Origin of the sequence: Caenispirillum bisanense (genome assembly GCF_039523075.1) — a bacterium.
Lineage (GTDB): Bacteria > Pseudomonadota > Alphaproteobacteria > Rhodospirillales > Rhodospirillaceae > Caenispirillum > Caenispirillum bisanense.
In genome coordinates this window covers 37,418-58,899 of sequence record NZ_BAAAEP010000001.1, presented here as the reverse complement: position 1 = coordinate 58,899, position 21,482 = coordinate 37,418, and the positions used below count along the sequence as shown (strand labels likewise).

Here is a 21,482-nt window from a genome sequence, read left to right as displayed (position 1 = left end):
ATGAAGGGCATCATCCTCGCCGGCGGCTCCGGCACCCGGCTCTATCCGTCGACCAAGGTGGTCAGCAAGCAGCTGATGCCGGTCTACGACAAGCCGATGATCTATTACCCGCTGTCGACCCTGATGCTGGCCGGCATCCGCGACATCCTGATCATCACCACCCCGCGCGACTCGGCGGCCTTCCAGGAACTGCTGGAGGACGGCAGCCAGTGGGGCCTGAACATCCGGTACGCGGAGCAGCCGAGCCCCGACGGCCTCGCCCAGGCCTTCCTGATCGGGCGGGAGTTCGTCGGCAGCGACCCGGTGACGCTGATCCTCGGCGACAACATCTTCTTCGGCCACGGCTTCCCGGAAATCCTGGAGCGCGCCGTCGCCCGGCCGAGCGGGGCGACCGTGTTCGGCTACTGGGTGTCGGACCCGGAACGCTACGGCGTGGTGGAGTTCGACAAGCAGGGCCGCGCCGTCTCCATCGAGGAAAAGCCGGCGGCGCCGAAGAGCAACTTTGCCGTCACCGGCCTTTACGTCTACGACAACGACGTCATCGACATTGCCGCCGCCGTCAAGCCGTCGCCGCGCGACGAGCTGGAGATCACCGACGTCAACCGCGCCTACCTGGAGCGCGGCACCCTGACCGTGGAACAGCTGGGCCGCGGCTTCGCGTGGCTCGACACCGGCACCCACGACAGCCTGTGCGATGCCTCGTCGTTCGTGCAGACCTTGGAAAGGCGACAGGGACTGAAGATCGCCTGCGTCGAGGAAGTGGCCTTCCGCAAGGGCTTCATCGACCGCGAGCAGCTGCTGACGCTGACGGCTCCGATGCTGAAGAGCGGCTACGGTCAGTACCTGAAGCGTCTGACCGAGGATTGAGGACAAAAGTTTCCGTCATATTCCGGGCTCACTTCTGAGCCCATGAACAGTCCCGGCCCGCCACCGGCCGGGTTGCCGACCGGACGGGCGGAAGGCCTCAATCCTCGCATCTACCTGGCCTGCATCAGCGACACACCGAGGGCATTTCCGGCCTCTTACCCGTCCCCCACCCCCTTCACCCCAGCGTGAACGGCCGGTCGTGGCTCAGGGAGGGGACCTTGCGGCGGGCGGTGTCCACCGCCGCAGTGTCCACATCGGCATAGATGATCCCCGGCGACTCGCCGGCATCGGCCACCACCTCGCCCCACGGCGCGATGATGAGGGCGTGGCCCCAGGTCTGGCGGCCGGTGTGCTCGCCGGTCTGGGCCGGGGCGAAGACCCAGCAGCCCGTCTCGATGGCGCGGGCGCGCAGCAGCACTTCCCAATGGGCCAGGCCGGTCGGGCGGGTGAAGGCGGCCGGCACGGTCAGGAACCGCGCCCCGTTCTGCGCCAGGGTGCGGAACAGGTGCGGGAAGCGCAGGTCGTAGCAGATGGTCAGCCCGAGCCCGCCCCACGGCAGATCCACCACCACCGCCCGGTCGCCGGGTTCGAAGGTCGCCGATTCGCGGTAGACCTCGCCCTCGCCCAGATCGACGTCGAACATGTGGATCTTGTCGTAGCGCGCCACGATCTCGCCGGCCGGGTTCAGCATATAGGTGCGGTTGGCCACCTTGCCCGACGGCAGGGCGACCGCCAGCGAGCCGCAGTGCAGCCACAGGCGGGTTTCCTGCGCCAGCGCGCGGAAGGCGGCGAGCGCCGCGTGCTCCGACTCGGGCATGGCCTTGGCGAGCACGTTCTCCCGCCCCCATTCCATCATGCTGACGTTCTCCGGCATCAGCACCAGGTCGGCACCGTTGGCCCTGGCCTCACGGACCAGGGCGGCGGCGGCATCGATGTTGGCGGCCATGTCGCGGCCGGCGTTGACCTGCAGGCAGGCGGCGCGAAAGACGGTCATGGCGCCCCTCACGCCCCCAGCATGGGATCGAGGCCACCCTTGCGGTCCAGCGCCATCAGGTCGTCGCAGCCGCCGACGTGGGTGCCGTCGATGAAGATCTGCGGCACCGTGTGGCGGCCGGCGCGGTCTTCCATCTCGCGGCGGCGGTCGGGGTGCATCATGACGTCGATCTCCTTGTAATCGACCCCCTTGCTCTGCAGCAGCTGCTTGGCGCGGGTGCAGTAGGGGCAGAACGGCGAGGTGTAGATTTCGACGGTGGCCATGCGGCTGTCTCCGGGTGGTTGGTCTGTCATGGGTACGCCTGGTAGGGCGAGTCGGTCTCCGCCGCCGCGCCATCGGGGTCGAGCACCACCCGCGCCAGGGTCAGCACGTCCACCGCCGCCGCGCCGGCCCGCAGCAGCACGCGGGCGCATTCGCCGACGGTGGCGCCGGTGGTGAGCACGTCGTCGACCACCAGCACCCGCCGCCCCTCCAGCCGCGCCGGATCGGCGACGGCGAAGGCGGCGCGCATGTTGAGGCGGCGGGCGGAGCGACCGAGTCCCTCCTGCGGCGGAGTGCGGCGGGCGCGCAGCAGCAGGTCGGGCGCATAGCGGCCGGGGCGGTCGCCGTGGCGGTCGAGGGCGCGGGCCAGCAGGGCCGCCTGGTTGTAGCGGCGGCGCAGCAGGCGCAGGCGGTGGAGCGGCACCGGCACGATCAGGTCGGCATCGCGCACCAGCTCCCGCCCCGCCCGCAGCATCCAGCGGGCGAAGGGGGCGGCGCAGTCGGTGCGGTCGGCATGCTTGAAGCGCAGCACCAGATCGCGCGAGCCGTCGTCATAGCGGAAGGCGGCGCGGGCGCGGGCGAAGGGCGGCGGATCGGCGATGCAGACGGCGCACAGGGCGCCCTCCTCCATCGCCAGCTCGAAGGGGTCGCCGCAGCAGGCGCAGACCGGCGGGCCGAGGAAGGTGACGGCGGCGAAGCAGTCCGGGCACAGCGCCCCCGGCTCGCTCACCACCGCCCCGCAGGACAGGCAGCGCGGCGGCAGCAGAAGGTCGAGCAGGGCGCGGGCGAGGCGGGGCATGGCGGCGGGCGGGCGGCAGCGGCGGCGATGAACGGCCCCGCCATTAAGCCACCACCGCCGCGCCGCCGCCACTGCCGCCTACGCCCGCGACTCCGCCACCGCCTCGCGGGGGCCGCCGCGGGGGCGGGCGGGGGGGCGGCGCGGGTGGCAGAGCGGCGCGGGCCGCCGCCGACGGCGACCGGGCGGGCCGTCTCGCCGTCCAGCCGCAGGAACAGGGTCTTGCCGTCGCGGCGGCGCACCGGCGCCACCCCGCCCGGCGGCGTCAGGGCATGGCCGAGCAGGTCGGCAAGGCGCAGGTCGAGCACGTCCTCGATGCCGGTGCGGCCGAGGTCTTCCGGGGCGATGCGCAGCAGGGCGGCGCCGGCCCGGTTGATGCCGACGATGCGGCCGCCGCCGTCCAGCGCCACCAGCCCTTCCGCCACCGTGCCGATGCCGGTGGCCTGGGGATGGACGCGCAGGCGGGCGGCGGCGGTGCCGTGGAAGGCCTCGAACAGCCGGTTCTCGATCATGTGCGCCGCCACCAGCACCAGGCTGGCGGTATGGGCGCTGCGGCTGCGGCAATGGCCGGAAATGTCGAGCGCCCCCAGCAGCACCCCGTCCGGCCCGGCCAGTGGCGCGGCAGAGCAGGTGAGGAAGGTGTTGCGCTCCAGGAAGTGCTCGCCGCCGTGAACGGTGACCGCCGCGCCCTCGGCCAGGGCGGTGCCGATGGCGTTGGTGCCGCGATGGTGCTCGTGCCACGAGGCGCCGGGGCGCAGCGCCACCCGGTCGGCGCGGTCGATGAAGTCGGCATCGCCCAGGGCGTCGAGCACGAAGCCGCGATCATCGGCCAGCAGCACCATGCTGCCGGAGCCGCGGGTCTGCGCGTGCAGGTATTCCAGCACCGGACGGGCGCGGGTGAGCAGGTGGTGGCGCCGCTCCACCGCCCGGGCGAGGCCGTCGGCCATCAGGTGCGCCTCGTTGGGGCGGCCGAAGGGCATCAGTCCGGCCTCGACGCTGCGCTGCCACGAGCGCGCGACGGTGGCGTCGAGCATGCCGGGCGGCGGCACGGTGCCGCGCTCCAGCAGGTGACGGGCATGGCGCAGGGCGGAGCCCTGGGAACGGCTCGGTGCGGTGCTCATGCGGGACATCCTCCCCGAGGGGCCTCTGCGTGGAGGCTCACCTTCATCGTTCCGCAAAGTGTTGCGGACCCCGCCGGTGCTGACAAGGGAAAGGTGACAGGTGTCCCGCCTCTGTCCCGTTTCGGGACACCCTGTGCCGCGGCGGGACAGGGGGCAGCGGGGGCGATTGCTGAAGTTTCAAGGGGTTGGCAGTTGGCATGCGGGGTGCTGAAGACCGTGCTGTTCGCCCCCGCAGAGGGGCACCGTCCAAAGACAGCACCCAGGGAGGGTTCTCCATGCTCTATGCCGCGCCCGGTTCGCCCGACGCCCCCGTGCAGTTCAAGACCCGCTACGACAACTTCATCGGTGGCGAGTGGGTGCCGCCGGTGGAAGGTGCCTACTTCGACTCGGTGACGCCGATCACCGGCAAGCCCTTCACCCAGGTCGCCCGCTCCACCGAACGCGACGTGGAACTGGCGCTGGATGCCGCCCATGCCGCCGCCGACCGCTGGGGCCACACCAGCGTCGCCGAACGCGCCCTGGTGATGTCCCGCATCGCCGACCGCATGGAAGCCAACCTGGAAAAGCTCGCCTATGCCGAGACGGTGGACAACGGCAAGCCGATCCGCGAGACGCTGGCCGCCGACATCCCGCTCGCCATCGACCACTTCCGCTATTTCGCCTCGTGCATCCGGGCCCAGGAAGGCAGCCTGGCGGAGATCGACGCCGACACCGTCGCCTATCACCTGCACGAGCCGCTGGGCGTGGTCGGCCAGATCATTCCGTGGAACTTCCCCATCCTGATGGCGGCGTGGAAGCTCGCCCCGGCCATCGCCGCCGGCAACTGCGTGGTGCTGAAGCCGGCGGAACAGACCCCGGTCGGCATCCTGGTGCTGATGGAGCTGATCGCCGACCTGCTGCCCAAGGGCGTCATCAACGTCGTCAACGGCTTCGGCCTGGAGGCCGGCAAGCCGCTGGCGTCGAGCAAGCGCATCGCCAAGATCGCCTTCACCGGCGAAACCTCCACCGGCCGGCTGATCATGCAGTACGCCAGCCAGAACCTGATCCCGGTGACGCTGGAACTGGGCGGCAAGTCCCCCAACATCTTCTTCGGCGATGTCGCCAATGCCGATGACGAGTTCTTCGACAAGGCCATCGAAGGCTTCGTCATGTTCGCCCTCAACCAGGGCGAGGTCTGCACCTGCCCGTCGCGCGCCCTGGTCCACGAAAGCATCTACGACCGCTTCATGGACCGCGCCCTGTCGCGGGTGCAGGCAATCCGCCAGGGCAACCCGCTCGACACCGGGACCATGATCGGCGCCCAGGCCTCCGACGAGCAGTTGAAGAAGATCCTGTCCTACATCGACATCGGCCGGGGCGAAGGCGCCAAGGTGCTGACCGGCGGCGGCGCGGCCAAACTGGGCGGTGATCTCGACGGCGGCTATTACGTGCAGCCGACCGTGTTCCACGGCAGCAACTCCATGCGCATCTTCCAGGAGGAGATCTTCGGCCCGGTGGTCGCCGTCACCACCTTCAAGGACGATGCCGAGGCGCTGCACCTGGCCAACGACACCCTCTACGGCCTCGGCGCCGGCGTGTGGACCCGCGACGGCAGCCGCGCCTACCGCTTCGGCCGCGGCATCAAGGCGGGGCGCGTGTGGACCAACTGCTACCACCTCTATCCCGCCCACGCCGCCTTCGGCGGCTACAAGCAGTCGGGCATCGGGCGCGAGACCCATCACATGATGCTCGACCACTACCAGCAGACGAAGAATTTGCTGGTCAGCTATAACCCGAAGGCGCTTGGGTTCTTCTGAGGAAAGCCCCATATTTTCTGCGGGCCGGCCGGATCAGGCAGGGACCGGCCCGCAGCTTCCCTCCCCGAGGACCGCGGCGGATGCAGAGGCTGCACCGCCACGGGACTCCAAAGTCAGAAAAATCATGACGCTGGAACCACGTCCAAGGGAGATATGACCGATGGGTCAGACTGCATTCTTCATCCCGTCCCTCAACCTCATGGGCCCCGGCTGCCTCGCCACGGCTGTCGACAGTATACGCGGCTACGGCTATCGCCGGGCGCTGATCGTCACCGACGCGGTGCTGGCGCGCATCGGCCTTGCCGCCAAGGTGGCGGACCAGCTGGCCGGCGCCGGCGTGCGCAGCACGGTGTTCGACGGCGTCCACCCCAACCCCACCACCGCCAACGTGGAAGCCGGGCTGGCGCTGCTGCGGCAGGACGACTGCGATTGCGTGATCTCGCTTGGCGGCGGCTCGCCGCACGACTGCGCCAAGGGCATCGCCCTGGTGGCGGCCAACGGCGGCACCATCCGCGACTATGAGGGCATCGACCGCTCCGCCCGGCCGCAGCTGCCGCTCATCGCCATCAACACCACCGCCGGCACCGCCAGCGAGATGACGCGCTTCTGCATCATCACCGACGAGGCGCGGCACGTGAAAATGGCCATCGTCGACCGCCACGTCACGCCCATCCTGTCGGTCAACGACCCGGAACTGATGCTCGGCAAGCCGGCCGGACTGACCGCCGCCACCGGCATGGATGCCCTCACCCACGCGGTGGAAGCCTATGTCTCCACCGCCGCGACGCCCATCACCGACGCCTGCGCCCTGAAGGCGGTGGAGCTGATCAGCACCCACCTGCGCACCGCCGTGGCCGACGGGCAGAACCTCGCCGCCCGCGAGGCCATGGCCTATGCACAGTTCCTGGCCGGCATGGCGTTCAACAATGCGTCGCTCGGCTTCGTCCACGCCATGGCGCACCAGCTGGGCGGCTACTACGACCTGCCGCACGGGGTCTGCAACGCGGTGCTGCTGCCGCATGTGGAGGAATACAACGCCCCCGTCGCCGCCGCCCGCCTGAAGGACGTCGCCAAGGCCATGGGGGTGGACGTCAGCGGCCTGGACGATGCCGCCGGCGCCAAGGCGGCCATCGCCGCCATCCGCTCGCTGTCGTCGGACATCGGCATCCCCGCCGGCCTCGCCGAACTGGGCATGAAGGATGAGGACGTGCCGGTGCTGGCGGCCAATGCCATGAAGGACGCCTGCGGCCTGACCAACCCGCGTCCGGCCGACCAGTCGGCCATCGAGGCCATCTTCCGCGCCGCCGCCTGACCGGGCCGGCGCCCCCGCTTGTTCTCCCCGCCCACTGCCGGGAGCGGCTGCCTGCCGCTCCCGGATTTTTTCAGCGGTGGCGGCGGACCAGCCGCAGCGGGCGCGGCAGGCCGAAGGGGCGCACCTCCACCACCGTCGCCACATGGCGCCAGCCGGCCTTTTCGTTGGCGCGGCGGGATGCGGTGTGGGAATGCCACACCCGGCTGAACACCCGGCGGAAGCCCAGTTCCTTCAGCTCCCACGCCGAATAGGCCTTGATGGCGGGGCCGAGGCCGCGCCCGCGCAGGGCGGGCACGGTGTAGAACTCCACCGACTTGGCCTCGTCGGCGGCGAGCGGCCAGAAATTGCGCTGGCGGTAGCGGTCGCCGAACCAGTGGAACTGCACGCAGACCAGATCGCCGCCGTGGCGGATGCCGTAGCTGGCGGAGCCCGGCCCGGCGTAGTGGGCGCGCTCCCGCAGGCCGGAGTCGGCCGCCGCCTCCACCTCGCCGCGGCTGACCGGGCCGAAGGTGAAGCCGGCCGCCTGCCAGGGGCCGAGGTCGGGCGGCGTCACCGCCTCCAGGTCGAGGCCGTAGATGGCGTAGATCTGGTAATCGCCCAGCACCAGCCGGGCGGCCTGCTTGGCGGCACCAAGGGCGAGGGCGGCGGCCATGGCGGCGGCCCTCAGGCGGTGCCGCGCATGAGGCGGCGGACGCGGGCCTTGAGGCCGAGGGCGTCAAGGCCGTCGCCCACCCGCTGCACCGCCTGCTCCACCGCCGTCTGCAGGGCGATGCCGCGCCACGCCCGCAGGGTCGGACGCAGGACGTACAGGTCGATGCACTCGCGGCTGGCGGTGGAGAACAGCTCCTTGTGCGGCCCTTCGCCCTGGGTGAAGTCGAACACCCGCACCGCCGGATCGGCGAACTGATCCTCCAGCAGCAGCCACTGCAGCACCGTGCCGGGCGACAGCGCCGCCAGCGCCGGGTCGTAGCCGGTGTAGGCATAAAGCGCGATGCCGTCGTCCACCGGGCAGTAGGTATAGGCCGCCGGCTGCCCGTCGCGGAACAGCAGGTAACCGCGGGCGGCATTGCGCTCCGCCCGCGCCGCCATGTCGCGCAGGAAGTCGGGCGAGTCGGGCAGGCCGGCGTCCATCAGCCGTTCCTGGTAGGTCGAGGCCGACAGCGGCCGCGCCAGCCGGTGGAACTCGGCCAGTTCGGCGGCGGTGCGGTAGACGCGGAAGTCGCAGGCCTCCGCCCCGTCGCCGGCGAACTTGCGCACCTTGCGGCGCAGGGTGGAGCGGGTCTTGCCGGAGAAGGCGGCAACATAGGCGTCGTGGCTGCCGGTTGTATCGACCCAGTGGCGCAGGTAGCGGCGCGGGGCATAGAGCAGGTGGCGGCCGTGGCGGCGGATGCGGAAGGCATCGCCGGAATAGGGCTGCGACGGGATCATCAGCCCGTCCACGCCGGCCGGCAGGGCGGGCGGCACGGCCGCCTCCAGGTCGTCGCCGAGCGCCGTGAAGTGGGTGTCGCGCACCAGCAGCGCCAGCCGCAGCACGGTGACGTAGCGGTCGCCGACGGAGATGCGCAGCGGCAGGGTCTTGCGGCTCCAGCCGGCGGCGAGGGGATCAGCGGTCATAGGCGCCACACCAGGTCGTTGAGGCGGTTGCTGACGAGGCCCGGCAGGACGGAGACGAACTCCACATCCAGCGGCGGTGCCGGCACGCGGGCGGGGGCGGTCAGCGGCGCGCAGGCGGCGGCATCGCTGACGGTGGCCATGCGGAAGTCGGACGGGTGGGCGGCGACGAAGGCGCACAGGTCGGCCAGCCGGCGCTGGTTGATGCGGTTGGGGCGCAGGTCGCGGAAGGTGAAGTCGCGCCGCTTCACGAACTCGAACGGATGGGTCAGCAGCACCACCGGGCCGCTGCCGGCGGCGCGGGCGGCGCGCAGCAGCCGGCGGGTGGTGCCGAGGCCAGTGCCGGTGGTGGTCAGGCACTTGCGCCGCGACGGGCGCAGCGGCAGGCCGACGTCGTAGGTCAGCACCGGCAGCTCCACCACCCCTTCCACCTGATGGGCGCCGCCGGCCAGATGCAGCGACGGATCGCTGCTGCGGTGGATGCCGAGGCCGATGTTGGAGGCCACGGTCAGCCCCAGCCGCCGCATGGCGCGGTAGATGCCGCGGTCGGCCATCAGGTTGCCCATGCGCAGGGACCGCGGCCGCGGCAGGCCCCAGCGTTCCATCACCGCCATGCCGTTGGCGATCACCGCCTCCACCTCGTGCGGCGGGCGGTCGCACAGGGTGTCGGAGACGGCCAGCGGCCGCCGCACCCGGTCCGGCCAGTCGGGGAAGCGGAACACCTGCCAGCAGGGGTGCAGGTGCAGGCCGACCTCGTGCCCCGCCTCGGCGATGCGGCGGGCGTAGCTGCGCATGGGCTCGTCGCCGAAGTGCTGGGTGCACAGGGTCTCGACGAAGAAGGTGCCGCGCTGGCCGTGCGCCGCCAGGGTGCGCAGCAGGAAGTCGAGCCCGTGGCCCTCGCCGTTGACCGTGCAGGCCACCACCGGCTCGGCCAGGGGCTTGAACCGGCGCGGATCTTCGAACGCGCCGGCGATGCTGAACTCCACATCGACGGTGATGCAGAGGTCGGTCGGGGCCCTGGGTGCCATGCTCTCCCGCCTGTGTGGTCGCGGCTGCCGTGGAGGGGTGGAGGATCGCAGCGCGTGCGCCAGTGTGCCACCGCACCCCGCCGGAGCCAGCGGTGCATGGGTCGTACCACGCGGGGCGGACGCCGGCGGCCGACCGTCGGCAGCCGGCCATCCACCCCCTTCGTTTGATTGACGGAGGACATGCTTTCGGCCACTGTCGGCGAAGGGTCGGAGGGGGTAGATGAACCTCGAAGAGATGAAGGCCGGCATCAAAGGCGCTATCACCAGCCTGCTCTTCTGGCTTGTGCTGGTGTACGTGCCGGTTGCCGTGGTCGATGTGCCGGCGCTGCTCGGCCTTGATCTCGACGCCATGGCGCCGGGCGATCCGGCGCGCATCGGGCTGCTGGTGTTCCTGTGGGGGGCGCTGGTGGTGTTCTTCGTCTTCGGGCTGATTGCCGGCGTGCGCGGCGAGCGGCAGGCCGCCTGGGCCGCCCGTCACCGCCGCAGCGACGCTCCGGCCGCGGACGAAAAGCCCGTCCGCCATGCTGGCACCGGCTGACTGGCGGCGTCTCTCTCCCATTTTTCCCCGGTGCTGCGCTTGGCATCCCGGCCGGGCTTCCGGGGGGAGGCGGGGCCTGTTCGGGCGCGCACTTGTTCCGAGGACGTTCCCGAGCGCGCTCATGGGCACCCACAGAATGTGGTATCGGCCCCGGCCTAATTGCTTCCGGCTCGGCTAAGATTGCGCGGCGCTCCTCCCGTCCCCGTGCGTCATACTTGACCTCCGCATTGGCAGGAGGATCGCATGAAAGTTCGGGCTCCTTTCGTTGCTTCCATTGCCCTTCTCGCTCTTCCCGGCCTCATCGGCTGCATCGCACCGCGCGGATCCGAGGCTCCGCTGGCGGCACGGGCGGAGGCAGTCGCCGAAGACGTCGATTGGGGCGTCGCGCCGACGGCGGAGATTCGGATGGCGGAGTACCATGCCCCGACCCCGACGCGGGTTGCCGGTGGAAACGTCATCGGTACGGCCTCGCTCGCCTCGATGATGCAGGAGCAAGACCCGGTCATCGTCGATGTCCTCGGGGGAGCACGGCATCCTGGTCTTCCCGGCGCGGTATGGCTTAAGGGAGCGGGGCTCGGTACAGGCTACGACGACGACGTGCAGGCCCGGCTGGAGGCCAAGCTCGCCGAGCTGACCGGCGGTGACAGATCCCGCCCCGTAGTCTTCTACTGCCTCGATCCGCAGTGCTGGTTGTCTTATAACGCCGCGCTTCGTGCCGCCCGCATGGGATACGAAAATGTCTACTGGTATCGCGGTGGCATCAACGCCTGGCAAAGCGCAGGCCGACAGACTGTCGAGGTCTCCGAAACGGCTTGGTGACTGATAGGTGGCTCACGGGCGACGCCAGGATCTGCTCCGCGTTGGGAACGTCTACGGCATTGCCCGATGCCCACCAGCATCCTGATAGCTGTCCACGGCACGGCGGATATATGCAACCGCTCGGAGGCCGAACGCACAGGTCCGCCGACCGGGATGCTGGTGGGGACGGCGGGACTTGAACCCGCAAGGCCGAAGCCGGGCGATTTTAAGTCGCCAGAGTTTACCAATTTCTCCACGTCCCCGCGTGGCCAGAGGCCGGCATTTTTTCGTTTGCGGACAACGTTGTCAATGTTGATGCCAAGCACCTGGCAGGTCTAAGCTCCACACTGGAAAATGCACCAGCGCTCTCCCTGCCCTCGCCGCTCAGCTTTCCAGCATGCGGCGGAGCAGGTTGACGTCTTCCGCGAAGGCGGGGTCCTGCCCGATAAGTTCTTCCACCTTCTTGACCGCATGCATTACTGTCGTGTGATCACGACCGCCAAACTTGCGGCCGATTTCCGGCAGCGAGCGGCTGGTGAGCTGCTTGGCGAGGTACATGGCCACCTGCCGCGGCCGGGTCACGGCGCGGGCGCGGCGGGCGGAGTGCATGTCGGAAATGCGGATCTGGAAGTGTTCCGCCACCTTCTTTTGGATTTCCTCGATGGTCACCCGGCGGTCGTAGGCGCGCAGCAGGTCGGCCAGCACCTCGTGCGCCGTCTCCAGGCTCAGCTCGCGGCCGACCAGCTGGGCGTGGGCGACCAGGCGGGTGAGCGCCCCTTCCAGCTCGCGGGCGTTGGAGGTGATCTTGTGGGCGAGGAATTCCTTCACCTTCACCGGCACCGCCACACCCATCTGGTCGGCCTTGGAGTCGAGGATGCCGAGGCGCAGCTCGTAGGTGGTCGGGTGGATGTCGGCGACGAGGCCCGAGGCCATGCGCGAGCGCAGGCGGGCGCCGATCTCTTCCAGGTCGTTGGGCGACTTGTCGGCGGAAATCACGATCTGCCGGCCCTGGTCGACCAGGGCATTGAAGGTGTGGAAGAACTCTTCCTGGGTCGAATCCTTGCCGGAAATGAACTGCACGTCGTCGATCATCAGCACGTCGACGGTGCGGAACTGTTCCTTGAAGCTGATGGTGTCCTGGTGGCGCAGGGCGCGCACGAAGGAATACATGAACTTTTCCGCGCTCATGTAGATCACCCGGCGGTCCGGCCGGCGTTCGCGCAGGCGGTGGGCGATGGCGTGCATGAGGTGGGTCTTGCCGAGGCCGACGCCGCCGTAGAGGAACAGCGGGTTGAACGACACCTGGTCGGAGTCGGCCACCCGGTTGGCGGCGGCATAGGCAAACTCGTTGGGCTTGCCGACGACGAAGTTGGCGAAGGTGTAGCGGGCATCGAGCGGCGCCGACAGGTCGTCCACCACCGGCGCCACCGGCAGCGCCGCCGGGGCGGCGGGTAGGCTCGGCAGGGCGGGCACGGCGGGACGCGGCGACTCGACCATGAACGGACGCTCCGGCAGGGCGGCAACGGCGGCGGTGAGGGCGGGGCTGGCGACCACGGCCGCCGCCGCCCGCGGACGCTGCTCCGCCACCGCCCGCGGCGCACCGGCGACTACGGCGATGTCGATGGAGCGCACGGCCGGGTTCTCGCCGTTCCACAGGGTGCGGATGCGGTCGGCGTAATGGGTGAGCACCCAGTCGCGGATGAAGCGGGTGGGCACCGCCAGGGTCACCGCGCCGTCGCGCAGGCCGGCGACGGTCATCGGCTTCACCCAGCTCTTGAAGGCGGCATCGCCGAACTCTTCCCGCAGACGATCCTGGACGCGGTCCCACTGGGTGGCGAGTCCGACGTCCATCCGGCCATGGTCCATAAACGACTCCGACGCGCTCTCAACCTGCAACGATGCCCGAGACACCGCGGCCTCCCCAATCGAGTTTCACAGGGAACCGGCCCGCCGTGCCCCGAGCAACGACAAAGGCCACGCCGGACCCCATTTCCGGTGGGTCCGGTGGTTCCACGCTTATCCCATGCGTTCCGTCGCGCTGACGCGGCGGCCTCTTCCCCCGTCGCCCTGGTGGCGGCGCCTGCGCCGGCGGTGCCGGCAACGCCGTCGCGCTGCCCCGGCGGGAGCCGGGGAGAAGGCGCCGGGCGGCGCGCCTCCTGTCCGTTGCGGTGCGCCCGGCCGGCCTGGGAGGCCAGCTGATCGGCACCGGCCGCGCCATGGCGGCAGCGGGCGGCCTCTGAGAGGACTCGCCCCGGACCCGTTAATGATTCCCCAAAACGCCCCGGCAAGAAAGCCGAATCTTTGGCATAATGATCCGGGCACCAGGCCAGAACAGGCAAAAGGAAATCACGCCCTTCAGAGAAATTCTGAAAGACTACATAAAACTTTTTCTATTTCGATGATGGCGCCCCTGGACGGGATGCCTCCCTAAGCAAGCCATGACGGCTGGCCGAAGGCAATATGTCCGAATAGGGAACGCATGACTTTTTGGTGGGGCGAGCGCCCGTACAGCGCGCAAAAGGCCGCGCCTCCGCCGGGCGGAGGGCGGCCCCGGCCGAATCCGGTCCCGGCTGCAACCCTGCCGACAGGCGGCAGGGGCGGCCGGACGGCAATGGACGTTACGCGGCCTTCAGCGCCTTCACGCGGGCGTTGAGGCGGGAGATCTTGCGCGACGCGGTGTTCTTGTGCAGCACACCCTTGGTCACGGCGCGGGCGATCTCGGGGCCGGCGGCGGTCATCGCGGCCTGGGCCTGATCGTAATCGCCGCTGGCGATGGCCAGCTCGACCTTCTTCATGAAGGTGCGGGTGCGGGACTTGCGGGCGTGATTGATCTCGTAACGCTTGGCGTTGCGGACGATGCGCTTCTTAGCCGACTTGTGATGGGCCATTGCCTAACCTTGTCTCTCTGTCCGTTCTATAACCGGCTTCGTACCGTGAAGCGCGGGTTATAAGGAATCACGGGCATGCCGTCAACCGGCAGCTTGTGGAAAACCTCCGAAAGGCCCGGCGAACCGTGCCTTTGCGGAGTCGCGGCAGCCGCCGCACGGGGCGGCGGCCGGTGGCTGCGGGGGCGACTCCGCCCCTCAGCGGTTCTTGAAGTTGGGCTGGCGCTTCTCCACGAAGGCCGCCATGCCTTCCTTCTGGTCCTCGGTGGCGAAGGTGGAGTGGAACAGCCGCCGCTCGAACATCACGCCCTGCTGGAGGGTGGTTTCATAGGCGGCGTTGACCGCTTCCTTGGTCATGAGCACGGCCGGGCGCGACATGCCGGCGATGCGCTCGGCGGTCTTCACCGCTTCGTCCACCAGGTCGGCCACCGGCACGATTCGCGACACCAGGCCGGCGCGCTCGGCTTCGGCGGCGTCCATCTGGCGGCCGGTCAGGCACATTTCCATGGCCTTGGACTTGCCGACGAATCGGGTCAGGCGCTGGGTGCCGCCGGAGCCGGGGATGGTGCCGATGGTGATTTCCGGCTGGCCGAACTTGGCGTTCTCGGCGGCCAGGATGAAGTCGCACATCATGGCGATCTCGCAGCCGCCGCCGAGGGCGTAGCCGGCGACCGCGGCGATGATGGGCTTGCGGCAGGTGGTGATGCGCTGCCAGCCGACGGTGATGAAATCCTGGAGGTAGGCGTCCATGTAGGACTTGTCGGCCATTTCCTTGATGTCGGCGCCGGCGGCGAAGGCCTTTTCCGACCCGGTCAGGACGATGCAGCCCACCTCGTCGTCGGCCTCGAAGGCATCAAGCGCGGCGCCCAGGTCCTTGATCAGCCCGACGCACAGGGCGTTGAGGGCCTTCGGCCGGTTGAGGGTGATGAGGCCGACGCGACCCCGCGTTTCCACCAGGATGTTCTCGTAGGGCATCGGAAAATGCTCCGTGGTCGATGGCTTGGTTAATGGTCTTGGACGAATGGGGCCGGGGCGGGCGGGGCGGTCAGTCGGGCGATACCTCGAACCGCACCACCAGGCCGGCGGGCCCGCCCGGGTGGGGGCGGGGAAACTCGATGCGCAGGGACTCGCCCTCGCGGCGGAACTCGCTCTGCCCCACCTGCTGCCAGCCCAGCTGCGGCAGGGTGGCGACGTAGAAGTCGAGCACCTGCTGCGGCGTCGTGCTGCCGGTGGCATAGGCCTCGACGATGCGGCCGTAGGGCGTGTCGAACAGGGTGGTGGCGTCGTCGCTCTGGCGCAGGGCGGGCATCAGCGGCAGGTCTTCGAAGCCGTCGAGGAACGACTCCGCCCGCCCGCTGCCGGCCGCCGCCAGCACCGCCAGGACCGCGAGCACCGCACCGGATGCCCGTATGAACGCCGGAATGCGCATGGCGCTCACGCTATCTCACCGCTGTCGTTTGGCACAGAAAAAAGTCGAACGGCCGGCCTGCACGATGCGCCGGATGCCGGGCGCCGCGCCGTCGGCGGCACCGCAGTCGCAGCCGGGGCAGGGGTGGCCGGCGCGGTCGTAGACGGCGAAGCTGTGCTGGAAGTAGCCCAGTTCCCCCGACGCCTGGCGGTGATCGCGCAAGGACGAGCCGCCGGCCGCGATGGCCTCCGCCAGCACCGCCTTGATGGCCTCCACCAGCCGCGCCAGCTGCGGCCGCGAGACGCTGCCGGCCAGCCGGGTGGGGGCGATGCCGGCGCGGAACAACGCCTCGCACACATAGATGTTGCCAAGCCCCGCCACCACGCCCTGGTCCAGCAGCGCGCTTTTCACCGGCGTGCGCTTGCCGGCGAAGGCGGCGCCCAGCACCGCCGGGGTGAAAGCGTCGGACAGCGGCTCCGGCCCCATGGCGGCCAGCAGCGGGTGCTGCTCCACCTGATCCACCGTCGACAGGGTCATCAGGCCGAAGCGGCGCGGGTCGGCGTAGGTGACCACCGCCCCCTCGTCGGTGGTGAACAGCACATGGTCGTGCGGCCCGGCCGGCGCGAAGTTGCTGCCCGGCGGGCTGACCACCATGGAGCCGGACATGCCGAGGTGGCCCAGCAGCACGGTGCCGGAATCCAGCTCCCAGATGTAGTACTTGCCGCGCCGGCGGATGCGCTCCACCCGGCGGCTGGTCAGGGCCAGGGCGAAGTTGGGCGGGAAGGGCAGGCGCAGGTCGGGGCGACGCACCTCCACCTGCACGAGCCGCCGCCCCTCCAGCACCAGGGAGAGGCCGCGGCAGACGGTTTCGACTTCAGGCAGCTCGGGCATGATGGCTGCACCATAGCGGCTTCGGCGGCGCTGTGAAGGGGGCGCGGAAGGCGGCCCGCCCCTCCCCCGGCTCAGGCTCAGGCTCGTCCCAGGCTGCCCTGAGGGCACCTCAGGGCAGCCGGGCAGGCGCGACCGCGCGCCGCCGCCAATGCGGCGTGAGCCAAGGCCGCGCCAGCGGCCGCCCGGCGCCCGGGGGCGCTACTCTCACTCATAACTCCGTTCATCGCTGATGACCTTGCCGTCGTTGGGCAGGCTGGCCGGGTTCACCAGTTCGACCGCGCCCTTCAGCTTGACCACCTCGCGCAGGGTTTCGGCCACCGCCGCCGCCAGGGCCGGCTCGGTGGAGGTGCTTTCGGCCTTCAGGGTCATCTGGTCGACGTTGTCGAGGCTGGTGACCACCAGGCGGGCCTTCAGCAGCTCCGGGTGACGCTTGACCACGGCGGCCACCTGTTCGGGGTGGACGAACATGCCCTTCACCTTGGTGGTCTGGTCGGCGCGGCCCATCCACCCCTTGATGCGCATGTTGGTGCGCCCGCAGGGGCTGATGCCGGGCAGCACGGCGCTCATGTCGCCGGTGCCGAAGCGGATGAGCGGGTATTCGCGGGTGAACACGGTCACCACCACCTCGCCGACCTCCCCCTCGGGCACCGGGTCGCCGGTGCCGGGGCGGACGATCTCCACCAGCGCGCCTTCGGAGCAGATCATGCCCTCCATGGCCTCCGACTCGTAGGCGATGACGCCCAGGTCGGCGGTGGCATAGCACTGGTAGGCCAGCACGCCGAGATCCTTGATCTGCGCCCGCAGCGACGGCGGCAACGCCTCGCCCGACACCAGCGCCTTCTTCAGCGACGAACAGTCGAGCCCAAGCTCCGCCGCCTTTTCCAGGATGATGCGCAGGAAGCTGGGGGTGCCGGTGTAGCCGGCCGGCTTCATGGCCGCCACCGCCTGGGCCTGCAGTTCGGTCTGGCCGACGCCGGCGGGGAACACGGTGCAGCCGAGCGCGCGGGCGCCGTTGTCGAGAATCCAGCCGCCGGGGGTGAAGTGATAGCTGAAGGTGTTGTGGACCAGATCACCGGGGCGGAAGCCGGCGGCATAGAGGGCGCGGGCGGCGCGCCAGTAGTCGGCGCCAATGCCTTCCGGCTCGTGGATGGGGCCGGGGCTCTGGAACACGTGGCCGAGCGGCAGGCCGGTCGCCACCAGCCCGCCGAAGGGCGGCGCCTTCTGCTGCAGGGCGATCAGGTCGTGCTTGCGGGTGACCGGCAGCCGGGCGAGGTCGGCGCGGCTGCGGATCTCCTGCGGGTCGACCCCGGCCAGCAGCTCGGCGAAGTAGGGGGTGGCGGCCTTGGCGTGGGCCACGGTCTCGCGCAGCGACACCATCAGCGCGGCCTCGCGCGTCTCGGCGTCGCGGGTTTCCAGGGCGTCGAAATGCTGGGTCATGGCGCGGGGCTCCCGGTGGCGTGGCGTGGTCGGTCGGTCGGTCAGGTGCGGATAGGATGATAGGCAGGGAAAGGGGCCGTGCAAGCCTGCGCGCACGGCCCCCGTTTCCGCTGCCCGAGGCGGGTTACAGCCAGCGCTTGCGGCGGCGGTAGTGCTTGACGTCGCGGAAGCTCTTGCGGTCGCCGCCGGAGAGGCCGAGGTAGAATTCCTTCACGTCGTCGTTCTCGCGCAGGCGGGCGGCATCGCCTTCCATCACCACGCGGCCGTTTTCCAGGATGTAGCCGAACTTGGCGTAGCGCAGCGCCACCATGGTGTTCTGCTCGGCCAGGATGAACGACACGTTTTCCTGTTCGTTCAGCTGCTTGACGATCTCGAAGATTTCCTCGACCAGCTGCGGCGCCAGACCCATGGAGGGCTCGTCCAGCAGGATGACCTTGGGCCGGGCCATCATGGCGCGACCGATGGCCACCATCTGCTGCTCGCCGCCGGAGGTATAGCCGGCCTGGCTGGTGCGGCGTTCCTTCAGGCGCGGGAAGTAGTGGTAGACGCGCTCCAGGTCTTCCTTCACCGCCCCGGCCCCGTCGCGGCGGGTGTAGGCGCCGGTGAGCAGGTTTTCCTCGACGGTCAGGTGCTCGAAGCAGTGGCGGCCTTCCATCACCTGGACGACGCCGCGCTTGACCAGATCGGAGGGGGTGAGCGCGTCGATGCGTTCCCCGCGGTATTCGATGGTGCCCTTGGTCACCTCGCCGCGCTCGGCGCGCAGCAGGTTGGAGATGGACTTCAGGGTGGTGGTCTTGCCGGCGCCGTTGGCGCCCAGCAGGGCCGTGATGCCGCCCTCGTGAAGCTGGAGCGACACGCCCTTCAGGACCAGGATGACGTGGTCGTAGATGACTTCGATGTTGTTGACGGAGAGGATGGGCTGCGCAGTCTGCGCGGCCGGCGAGTCCCCGACAACCTTCACGGCGGCTTCGCTCACGGCTTTACCTCATGCAAAACGGTTCTCTGTCGCGGCGGGCGGTCCGGGCGGCGGCGCGGCTGCGTCGTCGCCCGGCCGGGCCAAGTGGCCCGGCGCCGCGAGAGCGGCGGGAGCCAAGGGCGCGGAGGCGCCCGCCCGGCGCCTGAGGGCGCCGGGGATCGCACCGCGATCCCCGGCAGAACAGGACAAGACTACTCAGCTTTCCTTCGAGCAGTCGCGCGGCTCGATGCCCTTCTCCTTGGCGTAGGCGGCCGCGGAGTCTTCGTACATCTTGCGCAGGTACTCGTCGCGGTTCGGCATGATCCAGTCGGACACCGGCGACCAGGTCTTGCCGTCCCACTGCTGGATGATGACGGCGCCGCCGCCTTCGTGGTCGTTGCACGACAGCTTCACCGGGTTGAGCAGGCCGGTCAGGCCCAGTTCAGCCAGGCGGGCTTCGCTCAGGTCGATGTTCTCGATGCCCCAGCGCACTTCTTCCGGGGTCAGCGGACGGGCGCCGAACCGCTTCTGGGCGGTGGAGATGCCCTCGGCGGTGAACACGGCGGAGATCAGGCCGCGGTTGTAGAGGATGTTGCCCACTTCCTCCTTCGGACCGGCGCCCTTGTTCTTGCCGTGAACGTGGGTGAGCACGTCCTGCAGGACCGGGAAGTCCGCACCGGCGCCGTGGAACTGCGCCGACAGGTAGCCCTTGGAGACCGGACCGGCGGCGTTGGTGTCCACTTCCGAACCCGACCACCAGGTGCCGATGAACTTGTCCATCGGGTAGCCGACGGCCGCCGCTTCCTTGATGGCGGTGGAGTTCATGACGCCCCAGCCCCACATGATGGTCCAGTCAGGACGGACCTGACGGCCGATCTTCAGCCAGGTGGCCTTCTGCTCCAGACCCGGGTGGGCGACCGGGAACAGCTCCAGCTTGAAGCCGTGCTTCTCGGCCAGGTATTCCAGGGTCTTGATGGGCTCCTTGCCGTAGGCGCTGTCGTGGTAGACCAGCGCGATGGTCTTGCCCTTCAGGTCGCCTTCCTTGCCGGCGATGTACTGCACGATGGCGTCGGCACCGGCCCAGTAGGTGACCGGCAGGGTGAAGACCCACGGGAACACCGAACCGTCGGAGGCGTCGGCGCGGCCGAGGCCGGAGGTGATCATCGGGATCTTGTCGGCCTTCACGCGGTCAAGCAGCGCGTAGGTGATGCCGGTCGACAGCGGCTGGAAGACGGACGGGCTCTTTCCCTTCATCTTCTCGTAGCACTCGACGCCCTTGTCGTTGTTGTAGGCGGTATCGCACTCTTCATAGGCGATCTTCACGCCGCCGATGCCGCCGTCGCGCTCGTTCAGCAGCGCGAAGTAGTCGGCATAGCCGTTGGCCCAGGGAATGCCGCCGGGGGCATAGGGGCCGGAGCGGTAGACGGTGCCCGGAACGTACTGCTCGTTGGCCATGGCGGCGGTGTCGACGGCCAGGGTGGCGCCGAAGCCGATCGCCAGCGCAATGGCGGCGGAGGAAAGCGTCTTGAACATCATGTCTGAAAGTCCTCCCATGGACCTTAGGTCGGGTCTTTTGTTGTGGTCGTTGCGGTGCCCGCGCCGGCCGTGACCGGGGCGGGTGCGGCGCCGCACCTTCTTCGAGGGTCTTCGCGCCGCAAATCGACAGTGGCCGGATCAGTCCCTTCGCGTCAGTACGGGAACGGCCACAGGCGAAGCTTTTCCTTCAGGATCTGCCACAGACGGGCCAGGCCGTGCGGCTCGACGATCAGGAAGAAGATGATGAGCGCGCCGAAGATCATGAACTCAAGGTGCGACACCACGTCGACCGCGATGTTCAGGCCGAGCAGCGACGGCGCGTTGGTCAGCAGGATCGGCAGCGCGATGATGAAGCCGGCGCCCAGGAACGACCCCAGGATGGAGCCCAGGCCGCCGATGATGATCATGAACAGCACCTGGAACGACCGGTTGATGTCGAACGCCAGCGGCTCCACCGAACCGGTGTACAGGAAGGCCCACATGGCGCCCGCCACACCGCAGTAGAAGGAGCTGATGGCGAAGGCCGACAGCTTGGTCTGCAGCGGCTTGATGCCGATGATTTCCGCCGCGATGTCCATGTCGCGCACCGCCATCCAGCGGCGGCCGATGGACGACCGCACCAGGTTCTTGGCGGCCAGCGCCAGGATCACCACCATGGTCAGGGCGAACAGGTACTTCGCTTCGGCGGTGGCCTGCGGGCCGGTGACGTAGATGTCGGTGAACAGGATGGTGCGCGGCGGGGCGGAAATGACGCCCGAGGTGGAGTAGTTGGTGAACCACGGCACCTTGTTGTACAGCCACAGCAGGAAGAACTGCGCCGCCAGCGTCGCCACGGCAAGGTAGAAGCCCTTGATGCGCAGGGACGGGATGCCGAACAGCACGCCGACGCCGGCGGTGATCAGGCCGGAGGCGAGGAACACCGCCTCGATCGGCATGCCGGGGAAGGCGGTCGACAGCTTGTAGGCGGCGAAGGCGCCCGTCGCCATGAACCCGCCGGTGCCCAGCGACAGCTGGCCGGCATAGCCGGTGAGGATGTTGAGGCCAAGGGCCGCCATGCTCATGACCAGGAAGGGCATGAAGATGGTCATCAGCCAGTACTGGTTCGACAGCGCCGGCACGGCGATGAAGGCGATCGCCAGCATCCCGAAGACCACGATGCGGTCCTGCGCGATCGGGAAGATGGACCAGTCCCTGGCGTAGCTGGTCTTGAACTGGCCTGCTTCACGGTAAAGCATGTGTCACGATCTC

21 protein-coding genes and 1 tRNA gene are annotated in these 21,482 nt (G+C 69.4%); 5 read left to right on the top strand and 17 right to left on the bottom strand.

Features of this window, described 5'->3' with window-relative positions:
• Entirely contained in the window at positions 1 to 867 is an 867-nt protein-coding gene (gene rfbA, locus ABD056_RS00270) for a glucose-1-phosphate thymidylyltransferase RfbA (protein ID WP_343863740.1), read from the top strand.
• Between the two features lie 175 nt (positions 868 to 1,042).
• Here the strand turns inward: rfbA and ABD056_RS00265 are convergent, their stop codons facing one another.
• From ABD056_RS00265 to ABD056_RS00250, 4 genes are read right to left on the bottom strand one after another with little or no spacing between them, the layout of a single operon-like run.
• Positions 1,043 to 1,861 (bottom strand): carbon-nitrogen hydrolase family protein, encoded by an 819-nt coding sequence (locus ABD056_RS00265; protein WP_343863269.1) that lies wholly within the window; start codon positions 1,859 to 1,861, stop codon positions 1,043 to 1,045.
• Between the two features lie 8 nt (positions 1,862 to 1,869).
• The gene (gene grxC, locus ABD056_RS00260; RefSeq protein ID WP_343863267.1) at positions 1,870 to 2,124 is read right to left on the bottom strand and encodes a glutaredoxin 3; all 255 of its coding nucleotides are present in this window, start codon (positions 2,122 to 2,124) and stop codon (positions 1,870 to 1,872) included.
• A gap of 26 nt (positions 2,125 to 2,150) precedes the next feature.
• On the bottom strand, positions 2,151 to 2,921 hold the full coding sequence (locus ABD056_RS00255; protein ID WP_343863266.1) for a ComF family protein: 771 nt from the start codon (positions 2,919 to 2,921) through the stop codon (positions 2,151 to 2,153).
• Positions 2,849 to 4,039 carry a sigma-54-dependent Fis family transcriptional regulator gene (locus tag ABD056_RS00250; RefSeq protein WP_343863265.1) on the bottom strand — a complete coding sequence of 397 codons (1,191 nt, stop codon included), beginning with the start codon at positions 4,037 to 4,039 and terminating at the stop codon, positions 2,849 to 2,851. The genes ABD056_RS00255 and ABD056_RS00250 overlap by 73 nt, the downstream gene beginning before the upstream one ends.
• Positions 4,040 to 4,314: 275 nt before the next feature.
• Here ABD056_RS00250 and adh point away from each other — a divergent pair, with 275 nt between their 5' ends.
• Together adh and yiaY are read left to right on the top strand one after the other, a co-directional pair.
• Positions 4,315 to 5,835, top strand: coding sequence for an aldehyde dehydrogenase (adh, locus tag ABD056_RS00245; protein ID WP_343863263.1), 1,521 nt, complete (start codon positions 4,315 to 4,317; stop codon positions 5,833 to 5,835).
• A 160-nt stretch (positions 5,836 to 5,995) separates the two neighbouring features.
• A complete protein-coding gene (gene yiaY, locus ABD056_RS00240; RefSeq protein ID WP_343863261.1) occupies positions 5,996 to 7,147 on the top strand; it encodes an L-threonine dehydrogenase in 1,152 nt (383 codons plus the stop codon).
• Positions 7,148 to 7,217: 70 nt separating this feature from the next.
• On the opposite strand, the gene ABD056_RS00235 is transcribed toward yiaY, so the two are convergent.
• From ABD056_RS00235 to ABD056_RS00225, 3 genes are read right to left on the bottom strand one after another with little or no spacing between them, the layout of a single operon-like run.
• Positions 7,218 to 7,799, bottom strand: a complete 582-nt coding sequence (locus ABD056_RS00235; protein WP_343863259.1) for a GNAT family N-acetyltransferase — start codon at positions 7,797 to 7,799, stop codon at positions 7,218 to 7,220.
• An 11-nt stretch (positions 7,800 to 7,810) separates the two neighbouring features.
• Entirely contained in the window at positions 7,811 to 8,761 is a 951-nt protein-coding gene (locus ABD056_RS00230) for a GNAT family N-acetyltransferase (RefSeq protein ID WP_343863257.1), read from the bottom strand.
• The gene (locus ABD056_RS00225) at positions 8,758 to 9,786 is read right to left on the bottom strand and encodes a polysaccharide deacetylase family protein (protein ID WP_343863255.1); all 1,029 of its coding nucleotides are present in this window, start codon (positions 9,784 to 9,786) and stop codon (positions 8,758 to 8,760) included. Before ABD056_RS00225 ends, ABD056_RS00230 begins: the two co-directional genes overlap by 4 nt.
• Positions 9,787 to 10,006: 220 nt before the next feature.
• Between ABD056_RS00225 and ABD056_RS00220 the strand changes: the two genes are divergently transcribed.
• Positions 10,007 to 10,324 (top strand): hypothetical protein, encoded by a 318-nt coding sequence (locus ABD056_RS00220; RefSeq protein WP_343863253.1) that lies wholly within the window; start codon positions 10,007 to 10,009, stop codon positions 10,322 to 10,324.
• Between the two features lie 243 nt (positions 10,325 to 10,567).
• The gene (locus tag ABD056_RS00215; protein ID WP_343863252.1) at positions 10,568 to 11,143 is read left to right on the top strand and encodes a rhodanese-like domain-containing protein; all 576 of its coding nucleotides are present in this window, start codon (positions 10,568 to 10,570) and stop codon (positions 11,141 to 11,143) included.
• Between the two features lie 157 nt (positions 11,144 to 11,300).
• Here the strand turns inward: ABD056_RS00215 and ABD056_RS00210 are convergent.
• The 10 genes from ABD056_RS00210 to ABD056_RS00165 all read right to left on the bottom strand — a co-directional run bounded on the left by ABD056_RS00210 (position 11,301) and on the right by ABD056_RS00165 (position 21,469).
• Positions 11,301 to 11,385 (bottom strand) — tRNA-Leu (locus ABD056_RS00210).
• Positions 11,386 to 11,506: 121 nt separating this feature from the next.
• A complete protein-coding gene (gene dnaA / locus ABD056_RS00205; RefSeq protein ID WP_343863251.1) occupies positions 11,507 to 12,973 on the bottom strand; it encodes a chromosomal replication initiator protein DnaA in 1,467 nt (488 codons plus the stop codon).
• Between the two features lie 767 nt (positions 12,974 to 13,740).
• Positions 13,741 to 14,010: a 30S ribosomal protein S20 gene (gene rpsT, locus ABD056_RS00200; RefSeq protein WP_343863250.1), complete on the bottom strand. Its 270-nt coding sequence runs from the start codon at positions 14,008 to 14,010 to the stop codon at positions 13,741 to 13,743.
• A gap of 195 nt (positions 14,011 to 14,205) precedes the next feature.
• Positions 14,206 to 14,982, bottom strand: coding sequence for an enoyl-CoA hydratase (locus ABD056_RS00195; protein WP_343863249.1), 777 nt, complete (start codon positions 14,980 to 14,982; stop codon positions 14,206 to 14,208).
• A gap of 70 nt (positions 14,983 to 15,052) precedes the next feature.
• Positions 15,053 to 15,400 carry a hypothetical protein gene (locus ABD056_RS00190; protein WP_343863248.1) on the bottom strand — a complete coding sequence of 116 codons (348 nt, stop codon included), beginning with the start codon at positions 15,398 to 15,400 and terminating at the stop codon, positions 15,053 to 15,055.
• 51 nt (positions 15,401 to 15,451) lie between these two features.
• On the bottom strand, positions 15,452 to 16,306 hold the full coding sequence (mutM, locus tag ABD056_RS00185; protein ID WP_343863247.1) for a bifunctional DNA-formamidopyrimidine glycosylase/DNA-(apurinic or apyrimidinic site) lyase: 855 nt from the start codon (positions 16,304 to 16,306) through the stop codon (positions 15,452 to 15,454).
• Between the two features lie 204 nt (positions 16,307 to 16,510).
• Positions 16,511 to 17,743 (bottom strand): phenylacetate--CoA ligase family protein, encoded by a 1,233-nt coding sequence (locus tag ABD056_RS00180; RefSeq protein ID WP_343863246.1) that lies wholly within the window; start codon positions 17,741 to 17,743, stop codon positions 16,511 to 16,513.
• A 124-nt stretch (positions 17,744 to 17,867) separates the two neighbouring features.
• Positions 17,868 to 18,719, bottom strand: a complete 852-nt coding sequence (locus ABD056_RS00175; protein WP_343863245.1) for an ABC transporter ATP-binding protein — start codon at positions 18,717 to 18,719, stop codon at positions 17,868 to 17,870.
• Positions 18,720 to 18,914: 195 nt separating this feature from the next.
• Positions 18,915 to 20,234, bottom strand: a complete 1,320-nt coding sequence (locus ABD056_RS00170) for an ABC transporter substrate-binding protein (protein WP_343863244.1) — start codon at positions 20,232 to 20,234, stop codon at positions 18,915 to 18,917.
• A gap of 152 nt (positions 20,235 to 20,386) precedes the next feature.
• Positions 20,387 to 21,469: a branched-chain amino acid ABC transporter permease gene (locus ABD056_RS00165; RefSeq protein ID WP_343863243.1), complete on the bottom strand. Its 1,083-nt coding sequence runs from the start codon at positions 21,467 to 21,469 to the stop codon at positions 20,387 to 20,389.
• Positions 21,470 to 21,482: the final 13 nt, after the last annotated feature.

Excerpts from the sequence above, each read along its gene's own strand:
- rfbA (WP_343863740.1), top strand. The coding sequence starts at position 1 with ATGAAGGGCATCATCCTCGCCGGCGGCTCCGGCACCCGGCTCTATCCG.
- ABD056_RS00265 (WP_343863269.1), bottom strand. The coding sequence starts at position 1,861 with ATGACCGTCTTTCGCGCCGCCTGCCTGCAGGTCAACGCCGGCCGCGAC.
- grxC (WP_343863267.1), bottom strand. The coding sequence starts at position 2,124 with ATGGCCACCGTCGAAATCTACACCTCGCCGTTCTGCCCCTACTGCACC.
- ABD056_RS00255 (WP_343863266.1), bottom strand. The coding sequence starts at position 2,921 with ATGCCCCGCCTCGCCCGCGCCCTGCTCGACCTTCTGCTGCCGCCGCGC.
- ABD056_RS00250 (WP_343863265.1), bottom strand. The coding sequence starts at position 4,039 with ATGAGCACCGCACCGAGCCGTTCCCAGGGCTCCGCCCTGCGCCATGCC.
- adh (WP_343863263.1), top strand. The coding sequence starts at position 4,315 with ATGCTCTATGCCGCGCCCGGTTCGCCCGACGCCCCCGTGCAGTTCAAG.
- yiaY (WP_343863261.1), top strand. The coding sequence starts at position 5,996 with ATGGGTCAGACTGCATTCTTCATCCCGTCCCTCAACCTCATGGGCCCC.
- ABD056_RS00235 (WP_343863259.1), bottom strand. The coding sequence starts at position 7,799 with ATGGCCGCCGCCCTCGCCCTTGGTGCCGCCAAGCAGGCCGCCCGGCTG.
- ABD056_RS00230 (WP_343863257.1), bottom strand. The coding sequence starts at position 8,761 with ATGACCGCTGATCCCCTCGCCGCCGGCTGGAGCCGCAAGACCCTGCCG.
- ABD056_RS00225 (WP_343863255.1), bottom strand. The coding sequence starts at position 9,786 with ATGGCACCCAGGGCCCCGACCGACCTCTGCATCACCGTCGATGTGGAG.
- ABD056_RS00220 (WP_343863253.1), top strand. The coding sequence starts at position 10,007 with ATGAACCTCGAAGAGATGAAGGCCGGCATCAAAGGCGCTATCACCAGC.
- ABD056_RS00215 (WP_343863252.1), top strand. The coding sequence starts at position 10,568 with ATGAAAGTTCGGGCTCCTTTCGTTGCTTCCATTGCCCTTCTCGCTCTT.
- dnaA (WP_343863251.1), bottom strand. The coding sequence starts at position 12,973 with ATGGACGTCGGACTCGCCACCCAGTGGGACCGCGTCCAGGATCGTCTG.
- rpsT (WP_343863250.1), bottom strand. The coding sequence starts at position 14,010 with ATGGCCCATCACAAGTCGGCTAAGAAGCGCATCGTCCGCAACGCCAAG.
- ABD056_RS00195 (WP_343863249.1), bottom strand. The coding sequence starts at position 14,982 with ATGCCCTACGAGAACATCCTGGTGGAAACGCGGGGTCGCGTCGGCCTC.
- mutM (WP_343863247.1), bottom strand. The coding sequence starts at position 16,306 with ATGCCCGAGCTGCCTGAAGTCGAAACCGTCTGCCGCGGCCTCTCCCTG.
- ABD056_RS00180 (WP_343863246.1), bottom strand. The coding sequence starts at position 17,743 with ATGACCCAGCATTTCGACGCCCTGGAAACCCGCGACGCCGAGACGCGC.
- ABD056_RS00170 (WP_343863244.1), bottom strand. The coding sequence starts at position 20,234 with ATGATGTTCAAGACGCTTTCCTCCGCCGCCATTGCGCTGGCGATCGGC.
- ABD056_RS00165 (WP_343863243.1), bottom strand. The coding sequence starts at position 21,469 with ATGCTTTACCGTGAAGCAGGCCAGTTCAAGACCAGCTACGCCAGGGAC.